The organism is Microlunatus sagamiharensis (genome assembly GCF_900105785.1).
GTDB classification, from domain to species: Bacteria; Actinomycetota; Actinomycetes; order Propionibacteriales; family Propionibacteriaceae; genus Microlunatus; species Microlunatus sagamiharensis.
This window is the reverse complement of the sequence record NZ_LT629799.1, coordinates 4,206,325-4,219,036: the sequence shown is the minus strand read 5'-3', so window position 1 is coordinate 4,219,036 and position 12,712 is coordinate 4,206,325. Positions and strand designations below refer to the sequence as shown.

General features: G+C 74.3%; 14 protein-coding genes. 9 read left to right on the top strand and 5 right to left on the bottom strand.

What is annotated here, in order from left to right:
* The first annotated feature begins 23 nt into the window (after positions 1 to 23).
* The 3 genes from BLU42_RS19565 (at position 24) to phoA (ending at position 3,757) form a co-directional block, all read left to right on the top strand.
* Positions 24 to 986, top strand: a complete 963-nt coding sequence (locus BLU42_RS19565; RefSeq protein ID WP_231918346.1) for a phytoene/squalene synthase family protein — start codon at positions 24 to 26, stop codon at positions 984 to 986.
* Positions 983 to 2,044, top strand: a complete 1,062-nt coding sequence (locus BLU42_RS19560; protein ID WP_197680533.1) for a DUF5914 domain-containing protein — start codon at positions 983 to 985, stop codon at positions 2,042 to 2,044. Before BLU42_RS19565 ends, BLU42_RS19560 begins: the two co-directional genes overlap by 4 nt.
* A gap of 273 nt (positions 2,045 to 2,317) precedes the next feature.
* Positions 2,318 to 3,757, top strand: a complete 1,440-nt coding sequence (gene phoA / locus BLU42_RS19555; RefSeq protein WP_091078481.1) for an alkaline phosphatase — start codon at positions 2,318 to 2,320, stop codon at positions 3,755 to 3,757.
* A gap of 254 nt (positions 3,758 to 4,011) precedes the next feature.
* Here phoA and BLU42_RS19550 read toward each other — a convergent pair whose 3' ends face one another.
* Positions 4,012 to 4,764, bottom strand: a complete 753-nt coding sequence (locus BLU42_RS19550) for a class I SAM-dependent methyltransferase (RefSeq protein WP_091078477.1) — start codon at positions 4,762 to 4,764, stop codon at positions 4,012 to 4,014.
* Between the two features lie 436 nt (positions 4,765 to 5,200).
* Here BLU42_RS19550 and BLU42_RS19545 point away from each other — a divergent pair, with 436 nt between their 5' ends.
* Both BLU42_RS19545 and BLU42_RS19540 read left to right on the top strand, forming a co-directional pair.
* Positions 5,201 to 6,475, top strand: a complete 1,275-nt coding sequence (locus tag BLU42_RS19545) for an ROK family protein (protein ID WP_091078475.1) — start codon at positions 5,201 to 5,203, stop codon at positions 6,473 to 6,475.
* A 52-nt stretch (positions 6,476 to 6,527) separates the two neighbouring features.
* Positions 6,528 to 7,115, top strand: coding sequence for a class I SAM-dependent methyltransferase (locus tag BLU42_RS19540; RefSeq protein ID WP_197680532.1), 588 nt, complete (start codon positions 6,528 to 6,530; stop codon positions 7,113 to 7,115).
* Between the two features lie 92 nt (positions 7,116 to 7,207).
* Here BLU42_RS19540 and BLU42_RS19535 read toward each other — a convergent pair whose 3' ends face one another.
* Positions 7,208 to 7,675, bottom strand: a complete 468-nt coding sequence (locus BLU42_RS19535) for an SRPBCC family protein (protein WP_091078468.1) — start codon at positions 7,673 to 7,675, stop codon at positions 7,208 to 7,210.
* 107 nt (positions 7,676 to 7,782) lie between these two features.
* Entirely contained in the window at positions 7,783 to 8,280 is a 498-nt protein-coding gene (locus BLU42_RS19530) for a MarR family winged helix-turn-helix transcriptional regulator (protein WP_091078465.1), read from the bottom strand.
* Positions 8,281 to 8,325: 45 nt separating this feature from the next.
* On the opposite strand from BLU42_RS19530, the gene BLU42_RS19525 reads away from it, so the two are divergent.
* A complete protein-coding gene (locus tag BLU42_RS19525) occupies positions 8,326 to 8,640 on the top strand; it encodes a hypothetical protein (RefSeq protein WP_091078461.1) in 315 nt (104 codons plus the stop codon).
* Here the strand turns inward: BLU42_RS19525 and BLU42_RS19520 are convergent.
* The gene (locus BLU42_RS19520; RefSeq protein ID WP_091078458.1) at positions 8,627 to 10,039 is read right to left on the bottom strand and encodes a glycoside hydrolase family 15 protein; all 1,413 of its coding nucleotides are present in this window, start codon (positions 10,037 to 10,039) and stop codon (positions 8,627 to 8,629) included. The two genes, BLU42_RS19525 and BLU42_RS19520, sit on opposite strands and share 14 nt — an antisense overlap.
* Positions 10,040 to 10,075: 36 nt before the next feature.
* Between BLU42_RS19520 and BLU42_RS19515 the strand changes: the two genes are divergently transcribed.
* Positions 10,076 to 10,999 carry a DNA-formamidopyrimidine glycosylase family protein gene (locus BLU42_RS19515; RefSeq protein ID WP_091078455.1) on the top strand — a complete coding sequence of 308 codons (924 nt, stop codon included), beginning with the start codon at positions 10,076 to 10,078 and terminating at the stop codon, positions 10,997 to 10,999.
* On the opposite strand, the gene BLU42_RS19510 is transcribed toward BLU42_RS19515, so the two are convergent.
* On the bottom strand, positions 10,941 to 11,321 hold the full coding sequence (locus BLU42_RS19510; RefSeq protein ID WP_091078452.1) for a VOC family protein: 381 nt from the start codon (positions 11,319 to 11,321) through the stop codon (positions 10,941 to 10,943). The genes BLU42_RS19515 and BLU42_RS19510 overlap by 59 nt on opposite strands.
* Before the next feature lie 158 nt (positions 11,322 to 11,479).
* Here BLU42_RS19510 and BLU42_RS19505 point away from each other — a divergent pair, with 158 nt between their 5' ends.
* Together BLU42_RS19505 and modA are read left to right on the top strand one after the other, a co-directional pair.
* A complete protein-coding gene (locus BLU42_RS19505; protein WP_091078448.1) occupies positions 11,480 to 11,896 on the top strand; it encodes a TOBE domain-containing protein in 417 nt (138 codons plus the stop codon).
* Positions 11,896 to 12,699 (top strand): molybdate ABC transporter substrate-binding protein, encoded by an 804-nt coding sequence (gene modA, locus BLU42_RS19500; protein ID WP_091078445.1) that lies wholly within the window; start codon positions 11,896 to 11,898, stop codon positions 12,697 to 12,699. The genes BLU42_RS19505 and modA overlap by 1 nt, the downstream gene beginning before the upstream one ends.
* Positions 12,700 to 12,712: the final 13 nt, after the last annotated feature.

The following is a 12,712-nucleotide window of genomic DNA, read 5'->3' as shown; positions in this document are numbered from 1 at the left end:
CCGTAGGTCCGCCGACCCTGGCCGTGCCGGTCGACGGCACGGCCGAGGCGGCCAAGCTGGCGCAGGGCTACGCCGAGTGCGCCCGGCTGACCAAGCGCCACGGCACGACCTACTACTGGGGTGCGGCCCTGCTGCCCAAGGAGCGGCGCCGCCACGTCTTCGCGGTCTACGCGCTGTGCCGGCTGGCCGACGACATCGTCGACCTGCCGCAGGAGGAGGGGCCCGACCCCGCCTCGCGCCGTCCGGTGCCCGTCGAGGGCTACCCGGAGACGGCCGCCCGGCTCGAGGCCTTCGCGCAGTCGTTCCGCGACGCGCTCGCCGCGGGCGGGAGCGACGACCCGGTGCTGGCCGCCATCGTGCACAGCGTGCGGGTCTGCGCGATCGACCCGGAGTGCTTCGACCGCTTCTTCGCGGCGATGGCGATGGACCTCACGACGACCTCGTACGAGACGTGGGAGGACCTCTGCGGCTACATGGAGGGCTCGGCCGCCGTCATCGGCGAGATGATGCTGCCCGTCCTCCAGCCGACCTCGCCCGCCGCGAAGGACCCGGCGCGCTCGCTCGGCTTCGCCTTCCAGCTGACGAACTTCCTCCGCGACGTCGACGAGGACCTCGACCGCGGCCGGGTCTACGTCCCGCAGGAGGACCTGCGGCGCTTCGGTGTGGACCTGCACGGTCCGCGCGGGCGCGAGGTCACGCCCGAGTGGCGGGCCTGCCTCGCCTTCGAGATCGCGCGCAACCGCGAGCTGTACGCCCACGCCGACGCCGGCATCGCGCTGCTGCCGCCGCGCTCGGCGCGCTGCGTCGGGGCCGCCCGCGTCCTCTACGCCCGCATCCTCGACCGCATCGAGCGCGCCGGCTACGACGTCTTCACCGAGCGCGTGCGCGTGCCCACCTGGCGCAAGGCGCTGACCACCGGCCGGGTGCTGGTCGCCGGGCCGCCCCGGTCCCTCCGCACCACCCTCCCCGTCCAGGAGCTCTCGTGACGATCGAGGCCGAGCGCGCCGCCCAGCCGACCCGCTCCCGCCGTACGCCGCCGTCGCCGCCCGCCGTGCCCGTGGCCGGCCGCACGCCGCCCCGCGTCCCGCTCGAGCGGGTCCCGCAGCCGCGCGAGGACAAGATGAGCGAGACCTGGCGCCTCGCCCGGCCCTCGCGCATCGGGGCGTCCCTCGACCTCTCCCAGACGCAGAACGGCGGCGGCTGGTTCGTCGCCGGCGTCAGCGCCGACGTCGGGCGCACGGAGTCGGTCACGCGCACGATCGCCGGCCGCGAGGTCGTCTTCTGGCGCGACGAGCACGGCGGACTGGTCGCCGGACCGGGCTCCTGCCCGCACCTCGGCGCCCTGATGGACCGCTGCCCGGTGATCGACGGGACGATGTACTGCCGCTGGCACGGCCTCGCGCTCACCCGCGAGGGCGACCGCACCTGGAGCCCGTACCGCACCCACGACGACGGCGTCCTCATCTGGGTCGGGCTGCCGACCGAGGGCGAGGCCGCGACCGACCGGCCGACGCTGCCGGTCCGGCCGCCGGCCGACGGCTCGGTGGCCGCGGTGATCTCCGAGCCGGCGGTCTGCGAGCCGCAGGACGTGATCGCCAACCGCCTCGACCCGTGGCACGGCGCGTGGTTCCACCCGTACGCCTTCAGCCACCTCGTCGTCGACGACGCCGCCAGCACGCCCGCGTGCCTCGTCGTGGACGTGACGTTCCGGATCAACAAGACCTTCGGCGTGCCGGTGCGCGCGGAGTTCACCTGCCCCGACCCGCGCACGATCGTGATGACGATCACCGACGGCGAGGGCGCCGGCAGCGTCGTGGAGACGCACGCGACCCCGCTCGGGGTCGACGCCGAGGGCCGGCCGCTGACCATGATCACGGAGGCGACGATCGCGTACAGCGACCGCAAGGGCTTCAAGATCGCCAACCTCGCCGCCCCCCTGCTCATCCCCATGATCAAGCGCACCGCGCGCCAGCTCTGGGTGGACGACCGCGACTACGCCGAGCGGCGCTACGAGCTCCGCAGCCGGGGCGAGTTCCCGGGCTGACCGCTCCCCGCCGGTCTCCGGATCGGTGACGTGCGTCTCGTCCTCAGGCTGTGGACAACCCTGTTGATCTGAGTCTGCCCAAGATCACCCGCGCCGGGTCGGCCGGTCCCGGTGATCGACAGCGTCACCACAGGCGCGTGACAGCGCGCTCTCAGTGTTGCGCCGATCGGGCCCGGGGGTTCACCCGGCGTTCACCTCGCGTTCTGCGCCGGTGGATCAGATCGCTATGCGTCTCCTGCACGGGGCAGGAGCGTCCAGACGAAGGGGCACCTCATGCCCAAGCTCTCCCTCCCGCGGCCGGGCGCACGCGCGCTCGTCGTGGGCCTGGCCACCACCGGCCTCGCCTTCACCGCCGGCGTCGCCGTCGCCGGTCCCGCCGTGACGTCGCCGGCCCAGCTCGCCACGCACGGCGGTGCCACCCGCCTGGACGGCGACCAGACGAAGAAGGTGCGCAACGCCGTCGAGGGCGGCAAGGCCAAGAACGTGATCCTGCTGATCGGCGACGGCATGGGCGACTCCGAGATCACCTCGGCGCGCAACTACCAGTTCGGCGCCGACGGCCGCTTCCCCGGCATCGACGGGCTCCCGCTGACGGGGCAGTACACGACGTTCTCGCTGGACCAGGAGACCGGGCGGCCCGACTACGTCACCGACTCCGCGGCCAGCGGGAGCGGCTGGGCGACCGGCACCAAGACCTACAACGGCGCCATCTCCGTCGACGTGAAGGGTGAGCGGCAGGTCTCCCTGCTCGAGCTCGCCAAGAAGCGCGGCCTCAAGACGGGCAACATCACCACCTCCGAGATCCAGGACGCGACGCCCGCCGTCGAGGGCGCGCACGTGACGGCCCGCTCCTGCTACGGCCCCGTCGCCACCACCAAGACCTGCCCGACCAACGCCCTCGAGAACGGCGGCGCCGGCTCGATCACCGAGCAGCTGCTGAAGACGCGCGCCGACATCACCATGGGCGGCGGTGAGAAGACCTTCGCCGAGACGGCCACCGCCGGTCGCTTCAAGGACCTGACGCTGGCGCAGCAGGCCCAGGTGCGCGGCTACCAGGTCGTGCGCACCGACGCCGAGCTGGCCGCGATCAAGAAGGCCGACCAGAAGAAGCCGGTCCTCGGCCTCTTCGCCTCGGGCAACCTCCCCGTGCAGTGGGCCGGGCCGGCTGCGACCAAGGACGGCGCGACGAAGGACGCGGTGCGCTGCACCCCGAACCCGGACCTGCCGGCCACCCAGCCGCAGCTCGCCGCGATGACGCAGAAGTCGATCGACCTGCTGAAGAACAAGAAGGGCTTCTTCCTCCAGGTCGAGGGCGCGAGCATCGACAAGCAGGACCACGCCGCGAACGCCTGCGGCCAGATCGGTGAGACCGTCGCCTTCGACCAGGCGGTCAAGGTCGCCCTCGACTTCGCCAAGCGCGACGGCAACACGAGCGTGTTCGTGACGGCCGACCACGGCCACACGAGCCAGATCGTCGAGACCGGCACGAGCACGCCGGGCCTCACCGTCACCCTGGAGACCGCCGACCAGGCCCCGATGACGCTGAGCTACGGCACCGCGCCCGAGGGTGGCAGCCAGGAGCACACCGGCACCCAGGTGCGCATCGCCGGCTACGGCCCGCAGGCCGCGAACGTCGTCGGCCTGACCGACCAGACCGACCTGCACTTCACCATCGCCCGCGCGCTGGGCCTCAAGACGCCCGCGAAGGGCTGACCGACCGGGGGTACGCCCCCTGAGCTGACGACAGGCCTCGGAGAGGCCGGCCCCGAGCCGTACCGGGTGCCGGTCCTCCGGGGCCTTCTGCGTCCCGCCTGCACCGGGCCGCCAAGCGCGTCCACGCACCCTGACGGTACGGAGGAGCACCGACCACTCCGGGGCCCTTCGACAGGCTCGGGGGCGTGGACCAGGCCCTCGGACCGGGTCAGGGGTCGAACGGGCCCTTCAGGAGGTGCAGGGGCGGGACGAGGTCACGCAGGCTTCCGCGCGCGGAACGTGTGGAGGATGCCCTGCTGCCAGCCCGGGACCGTCCGGACCTCGACGTCGACGAAGCCGGCCGCGTACAACCGGTCGACGAAGGTCTGCACGGAGTCGAACTCGAGCACGCTGCGCCACAGGTAGCGGTAGAGCCGGGTCTGGCGGGAGGTGATCCAGCTCAGCGGGATGACGACGGCCCACGACACCACGGTCCAGATCGCCGTGGCGACGGGCGAGCCGGCGACCGAGTACTCCTGCACGACGAGCGTCCCGCCGTCGGCGACGAGGTCGGCGACGTCGGCCAGCGCCTCGTCGCGCTCGGCGACGTTGCGGAAGAGGTACGCGGCCAGGACGCCGTCCACCGGGGCCTCGAGGCCCCAGGCGGCCCGGTGCACCCCGAGGTCCTGGGCCAGGCCCTCGCGGAAGTCGACGCCCTCGGGCCAGCGCTTCGCCCGGGCCTGCTCGAGCATCCCGGCCGAGGCGTCCACCCCGGTCACGCGCACCGTGGCCCGCAGGCGCCGGGCGACGGCGAGCAGCGCGCGGGTGGAGGCGCCGGAGCCGCAGCCCAGGTCGACCAGGCGCAGGGGCCGGTGCGTGTCGAGGGTCTCCAGCAGCGCGTCCGCGGCGGAGCGCAGGTGGCGGTGGTAGCCCGGGTTCAGCGACACCATCCGGTCGTAGCGTGACGCGGCCTCGGTGAAGGCGTCGGGCACGTCGGCGGTGTCGAGGTCGGAACCGAGGACGGTCACGGGGGCGGGCTCCCTGCTGCAGGGCCGGTCCGGCGCCGGCGCACGAGAACCCTAGTGGCGGGGACCGAACGGCACGGCCGGCGACGAGGATCGGGGGCCGCCGGCCGGCCGGGGTCGACGCGATGGGTCGGTGGGTGCGGGCGGTGCGGGCGGGTGCGGGTCGTCCCGTGCGGGCTCCCGCACCGCTCCGCACGCCGCGGGTCGCGGACGTGAGACAGTCTGAGAGGAGGCCGAGCATCAGGACCGTGGGCTCTCAGACCAGGCGTGGATTTGTCGTTATCGGGCTGTGACCAGGGGTTCCGGTGCGCGAGACGTCTCGCGCACGACCGACCGGGCTGACGGGAGAAAAGCGTTGCCAGGTTCGGGTTCCGTCAAGATTCACACAGGGTTTCCCAACAGCCGTCCGTTTCTGTTTCAACGGTTAAAGTTCAATCTCATGGCAGGGATACGTATGGCCGAGGCGACGGGGTTCAAGGACGGCCTCTCGCGCGGCGGCGGCTCGGGGGAGCTGCGGCAGAGCAACCTCACCGCGATCCTCCGGTTCCTCCGCGACCACGGTGCCAGCAGCCGGCACGACACCGCCCGCGGGTGCGGGCTGGGCGTGTCCACGATGACCGACCTGGTGGGCGACCTCCGGGCCCGCCGCCTCGTCGCCGAGCTCGACCCGATCCGCCGTCCCGGTGCCGGCCGGCCCACCCGCCCGATCGCCCTCGACGGCGAGCCGTGGTGCGTCATGGGCGTGCACGTCGAGGTCGAGCGCGTCCACGTCCGCGGCGCCACCGTCGGCGGCACCGATCTGTGGCAGGAGACCGCCGAGGCGGTCTTCGCCGAGCACCACGACGGCGCGGCCGTGCTGGCCGACGTCATCGTCGCGCAGCTCCCGAACGTGCCCGAGGGTCAGCAGCTCGTCGCCGTCGAGATCGCCGTCCCGGGCTACGTCGCCACCGACGGCCAGTCGGTCTCCTCGCGCGCCCTCGGCTGGGACGGGGTGGGCGTCGGCAAGGCCGTGCGCTCCGCGCTGGCCGACGCCGGGCTGCCCGACGTCAGCGTCGGGCTCTCCTCCGACTTCCACCTCGCCGGCCTCTTCGCCGCCCGCAGCCTGCTGAGCGACGCGTCGTCCACGGTGGCCGCGTACTTCGGCGGCGTCAGCGAGGTCGGCAGCGCCCTCGTCGTGAACGGCGAGATCTTCCGCGGCGCCGGCGGCGGCGCGGGCGACCTGGCCCACCTCCACGTGCAGCTCGACGGCACCCGGTGCTGGTGCGGGCGTCACGGCTGCCTCAACTCGGTGATCCGCGTCCAGGAGCTGCTGGTCCAGGCCGGGCTCCACGACGAGGAGGCCGCGGCCGAGCTCGTCGTCACCGACCCCGACGCGGCCCTGTCGCTGCTCGTGGACGCGGCCAACGCGGGTGACACCCGGGTGGTCGAGGCCCTCGAGAAGGCCGGGTCCGCCCTCGGCCGCGCGGTCGACGACGTCGTGGGCTCGGTGAACCCGCACGCGGTCGTCCTCGGCGGCTACCTCGGTCGGCTGGCCCCCTTCCTGCTGCCGGCGCTCGACCGCCAGCTGCGGGCCCGCGTGCACGAGGGCCCGTACGCCGACACCCGCATCCTCGTCACCGACGAGGCCGAGCCGCCCGTCGCGGCCGGGGCCGTGCTGGCCGCCCGCGACGCCTGCCTCTACGACCCGCTGGGGCTCACCACGCCGCTGCGCTGAGGAGCGCGGCCCCGCCCGGCGCGGGTGGGAGCATCCCCGGCTGAGCGAGGCGGTGGGTCGCGCGTACGACGCGCGTGCCGAGGAGTACGTGGCGCGGTTCGGCGACCTCGCCGACCTGGCCGAGGTCGACCACGCCCTCGTCGCCCGCTGGCGCGGCACGACCACCGGGGCCCTGCTGGACGCGGGCTGCGGACCCGGCACCTGGGGCGGCCTGCTGCGCGACGGCGACCGGACGGTGCTCGGCGCGGACGTGTCGACCGCCTTCCTCGACCACGCCCGGGCCACGCAGCCCGGGCTGCTCCTCGCCCGCGCGTCGCTCGAGGCGTTGCCGCTGCGCGACGGCGCGGTCGGCGGCGTCCTCGCCTGGTACTCCACCATCCACCTCGAGCCGGCCCGGCTGCCCGCCGCGCTCGCCGAGCTCGGCCGGGTGCTGGCGCCGGGCGGGAGCCTGCTGCTCGGCTACTTCGCCGGCCCGCCCGGCGAGCCCTTCGACCACGCGGTCACCACCGCGTACTTCTGGTCGGTCGACGCGCTCAGCGGTCCCCTGGCGGCGGCCGGCCTCGACGTCGTCGAGGACCACCGGCGCCACGAGGCCGGCTCGCACCCGCTGGGCGCGCTCGTCGCCCGCCGGGCCCGCTGAGCGGCTCCCGCCCGCGGGACCGAGGACGCCCGGACGCACTGACGCCCCGGACCTCGAGGGGTCCGGGGCGTCGGTCGTGCTGCGGGTGCGACTCAGGCCGTGCCGCCGCTGACGTCGCCGCGCCACTCGCCCGTGGCGGCACCGCGCGACTCGATGAAGGTCTTGAAGTCACGCGTGGACTTGTCGACCTGGCGCTGGTCGAAGCCGAGCGCGGCGCCGGCCTTCTCGACGATGCCCTCGGGCTCCCAGCCGAGCTCCACGTCGACCTTGGTGCGGTCGGCGCCGAGCGAGGTGAAGACGACGCGGCCGGAGTGGCCGCCGGTGTCACCGCCGGTCGAGCGCCAGGCGATGACCTGGTCGGGGGTCTGCTCGGTGATCTGGGTGTCGAACTCGCGCTCGACGCCGCCGACCTTCACCTTCCAGTGGTTGGCCGTGTCGGTGCCCTGGGTGATCGACTCCACCCCGTCCATGAACTGCGGGAACGACTCGAACTGGGTCCACTGGTTGTAGGCCGTGCTGACGGGGACGTCGACCTCGACACTGCTGGTGACGGTGCTCATGGCTTCCTCCTGACGTGCGGTGCCGCACGGGGTCTGCGCGGCGTCACACCACTGTTACCCAGGCCCTTCCCGGTGAACGATCCAGGGGCTCGGGTGACAGCCGATTCTCAGCCGGTGGGTCGCTCAGCGCCCGTCCGGTGGGCGAGCGCGGCCCGACTCTTCCCGATCAGGGGGACGAGCGCCGCGTGCAGGGCGACGGCGTCCTCCTCGGTGATCTCGAGCTGCTCCATCACCGCCCCCGGGACCGCGAGCGCCTCCTCGCGCAGCGCGAGTCCCTGCTCGGTCAGCGTCACCCGCAGGCTGCGCTCGTCGTCGGGGTTGCGGCGGCGGTCGACGAGCCCGAGGGCCTCCAGCCGTTTGAGCAGCGGCGAGAGGGTGGGCAGGTCGAGCTGCAGCAGCCGTCCGATCTCGGTGGCCGAGAGCGGCGAGTCCTCCCAGAGGGCGAGCATCACCAGGTACTGCGGGTGCGTCAGGCCCAGCCGCTCGAGGATCGGCCGGTAGACCCCGATCACGCTGCGCGCGGCCACGGCCAGCGCGAAGCACACCTGTCGCTCGAGGGCCAGCGGGTCGGCCTCGACCCCGGTCCGCTGCTCTGCTGCCGCCACCCGCCGAACTTTACGCGGACGCCAACAGTTCGTACCCTAACTGTTATGGCACGCACCCAGGACGACATCCCGGCCGAGGACCGCTTCGGGCTCTGGTACCGCTTCCGGACGCTGGTCGTGTTCAACCTGCTGTACGTCGCCGGCCCCGCCCAGCTGGACGGCCACCGCGACCCCCGCAAGGCCGTGGAGCACGACTACGAGCGTCGGCGCGACCTGCACCGCGCCCGCCGCGGGCTCCCGCCGGTGGTCAAGAAGCCGACGGACGACAAGGGCGGCCCCGACGTCGTCGTGCTGCTGGCCGTGGCCGGCGTCGCCGCCCTCGTCCTGCTGCTCGTCTGGGGCATCGTCAGCGCCCGCTGACCTCCGCCGTCGAGCTCCCCACCGGCCCGCGGGCCAGCTCGTCCGCCGCCAGGACGACGGCGGCGGCGGTCCAGGCCAGCGGCGCGACGGCCGCGGGCCGCCCGTCGGCCAGCACCTTCTCCGGCAGCGAACCCTCCGCCGTGCGGTGCTCGGCGAGCCACCGCAGCCGCTCGAGCGCCTGGTCGGGGTCGCCGCTGGCCGCGGCCACGAGCGCCCAGGTCGCGGTCGTCGGGGTCCAGCTGATGCCGTCGCGCTTCCACGAGCCGCCCGGGGCGAGGCCGCCGGCCGGGCGCGCGAGGAGCGGGGGCGCCTGCTCGAACCGTGCGTACGCCGTCTCGTCGCGGCTCGCGGAGAAGGGCGGCAGCAGGAAGGCGACGCCGAGGTCGACGCTGCCGGCCCGTCCCCCCAGCCGGCGCGGGTAGCCCCGCCCGGCGAAGTCGCGGGTGATCGCGTCACCGAGGCGCTGCTCCCCCGTGCTCGCGCGGTCGGCGCCGGTCGCGTCGCCCGACCACGTCGCGAGCCGGGCGGACGCCTCGAGGCCGGCCCGCAGCACCGCCGCCGTGGCCAGGGTCGTGCGCCGCTCGGGCACCTCCCAGTAGTCCGGCGAGGCGGGCGGCAACCCGCTCGACCCGGCCGTCGCGGACAGCGCCGCCTCCGTGGAGCGGTCGACGAGCGCGCGGTGCCGGGCGACGAACGCCGCCCGCTGCCCCGGCGGCAGCACCTCGGCGACCCCCGCGGTCGCCCACAGCGCCCAGCCGACGCCGTCGAGCTGAGCGCCGCGGTCGTCGGGCACGCCGCTGCCGTCGGGCAGGTAGCGCGCCTGGAAGACGCCGGAGGCCGGCTGCACGCGGCCGAGGAAGTCGAGCACCCGCTCCGCGTCGTCGAGGTGGCCGGTGCGGGCGAAGGCGACGGCGGCGAAGGCGGCGTCGCGCGGCCAGACGTAGCGCCACGCCCCGGTCCAGCCGGCGACGGGCACCCCGTGGGTCTGCGTCAGCGCGTGCAGGTCGAGCAGCGCACCGCGGACGAGGTCGGCGTCGGCGCCCAGCCCGGGGACGACGGGCACGGTCCCGGCGTCGAGCCAGGCCTGCTCGTCGGCCACACCCTGGGCGCTGCCCGGACCCTCGAGCACCCGCGTACCGGGCACCACCGCGGCGCCGGCCGTCCCGTCGACGCCCGCGACCTGCACCAGCGCGCCGTCCGCGCCCACCCCGACCGTCCCGCTGAACAGCGCCACGTCGGCGTCCTGCGGGGCGACCCGGGCGAGGACCACACCGCCGGCCGTGAGCAGCAGGGCGAGGCACAGGCCGAGCGTCAGCGGCCTCGGCAGCCGGCGCAGCAGCGCCGGCCCGGGCGCGAGACGCACCGGGGCCGCGCCCGGGAGCACCGCCGCGACCGTCACGTGCTGAGGCTAGTGCGCTCCGGGGACACTGGGGACGTGCCCGAGGGAGACAGCATCTACGTGCTCGCGCGCAAGCTGCGTCCCGCGCTCGTCGGGCGGCAGGTCGCGCGCGCCGAGCTGCGCGTGCCCGCCCTCGCCACGCTCGACCTGGCCGGCGCCGCGATCACCGAGATCGTCACGCACGGCAAGCACCAGCTCACCCGGCTGCGCAGCCGGGAGAACGAGGCGCTGACGTTGCACACGCACCTCAAGATGACGGGCAGCTGGACGGTGGTGGGGCCGGGCAAGCGGCTGCCGACCCGGCTCATGGACGCGGTGCGGGTGCTGCTGGAGCTCGACAGCGGCTCGACGGCGTACGGCCTCGACCTGCCGGTCGTGGAGGTGCTGCCCACCTCCCGCGAGGCCGACGCGATCGGCCACCTCGGCCCGGACCCGCTGCGCGAGGACTGGGACGCGCCCGAGGCCGTCCGCCGCCTCGAGTCGGCGCCCGGGCGTCCCGTCGCGGCCGCGCTGCTCGACCAGCGCAATCTCGCCGGGCTCGGCAACCTGTGGGTCAACGAGCTGTGCTTCCTGCGCGGCACGAGCCCGTGGACCCCGGTCGGCGAGCTCGACGTGCCGGCGCTCGTGGCCCTCTCGCGGCGGTGCCTGCGCCACTCGGCCCTCGTGCCCGGCGCCTACCAGGTGACGACGGGCGACACCCGCGACGGTCGCTCGCACTGGGTCGCGGGCCGGGCGGGCAAGGCGTGCCTGCGCTGCGGCACCGTGGTCCAGGTCGTCGACGAGGTGCCCGGCGACGCCGAGCGCCGTCGCACGTGGTGGTGCCCGACCTGCCAGCCCGGTCCGGGTCCCGACCCGGACCGGAGTGGACCCGTCGTCGCCGCCGTGGCCTGGGACCGGCCGCTCACCGCCGGCTCGACGCGTCCTCGATCACCGAGAGGACGTTCCCGGCGGGGTCGGTGAACCACGCGATCGTCGGGCCCCACCCGCGCTGGATGCCCTTGGGGTCCTCCACGCCCGGGTAGCGCTCGAAGCGCACCCCGCGCCCGACGAGCTCGTCGACCGCGGCGTCCACGTCCGGGACGCCGAAGTTCAGGACCGTGTACGTCGCCGGCACGTGGTCGGCCTTCGGGTAGAGCAGCGTGCGGGTGCCCTGGGCGAGGTGCAGCCAGAGCATCCCGTTCTCCTCGGTCACCTCCAGCCCGAGGGTGTCGGCGTAGAAGGCGCGGGCGGTCGGGATGTCGTCCACCGAGAAGCCGTGGAACGCGTTCGAGCCGGTGATCATGGTCGTCCTCCGTCGTCGTGGGGACCTGCGTCAAGCGGATGGGACCACGTCAACACCCCCGGCTCATCGGGGGGCCGCACGCGGACCGAGCGGACGTTTCCGCTCGTGCGGATCAACGCGGTCGGCAGGCCCGCACCTGCTCACGTACGCTGCTCCGTGTGCCGAAGATCAGGATTCGTGACGCCGCGCAGTTCCTGAGCGTCAGCGACGACACCGTCCGCCGCTGGATCGAGGCCGGGACGCTGCCGGTGGAGACCGACGCGAGCAACCGCAAGGTGGTCGACGGACGCGCCCTCGCCGAGTTCGCGCGCGAGCACGCCAACCCCGTGGCCGACCCCTCGCGGGTCGACCGCTCCGCCCGCAACCGCTTCGTCGGCCTCGTCACCGAGGTCATCACCGACACGGTGATGGCCCAGGTCGAGCTGCAGTGCGGCCCCTTCCGCGTCGTGTCGCTGATGAGCAGCGAGGCCGTCGGCGAGCTGGGCCTGGAGCCCGGTTCCGTCGCCGTCGCCGTCGTGAAGGCCACCACCGTGATCGTCGAGACCCCCTCCGACCGCAAGCCGCAGGAGAGCTGATGACCCGTACGACGCTGACCGCCGCCGCCGCGGCGGCCACCGCGACCCTGCTGCTCGCCGCCTGCGGGAGCTCGACCGGTGAGGCCGGCGCGTCCAGCCCCGCTGCAGCACCGGCCTCCTCGGCGTCCGACCAGACGCTGACCGTGTTCGCCGCCGCGTCCCTGAAGTCGACGTTCACCACGATCGGGCAGCGCTTCGAGGCGGCGCACCCGGGCACGAAGGTCACCTTCAGCTTCGCCGGGTCCTCCGACCTGGTGACGCAGCTCCAGCAGGGCGCGCCCGCCGACGTCTTCGCGTCCGCGGACACCAACAACATGGCGAAGGCGGCCGCCGACGGCCTGATCGCCGGGAGTCCGACGAACTTCGCCACCAACACCCTCGAGATCGCGGTCCCGCCGGACAACCCGGCGAAGATCGCGTCGTTCGCGGACCTGACGAGGTCGGGGGTGAAGGTCGTCGTGTGCGCGCCCCAGGTGCCCTGCGGCGCCGCCGCGCAGAAGGTCGAGACCGCGACGGGGACCGACATCAAGCCCGTCAGCGAGGAGAACGCCGTCACCGACGTGCTCGGCAAGGTCACCTCCGGAGAGGCCGACGCCGGCCTGGTCTACGTCACCGACGTCAAGGGCGCGGGCGACAAGGTCCTCGGCATCCCCTTCGAGGAGTCGAAGGAGGCCGTGAACACGTACCCGATCGCGACGCTGGCGGCCAGCCGGCAGTCGGAGCTCGCCGGGCAGTTCGTGGCGCTGGTCACCGGCTCCGAGGGCCGGCAGGTCCTCGCCGACGCCGGCTTCGCCCAGCCGTGAGCCGGCACCCGTT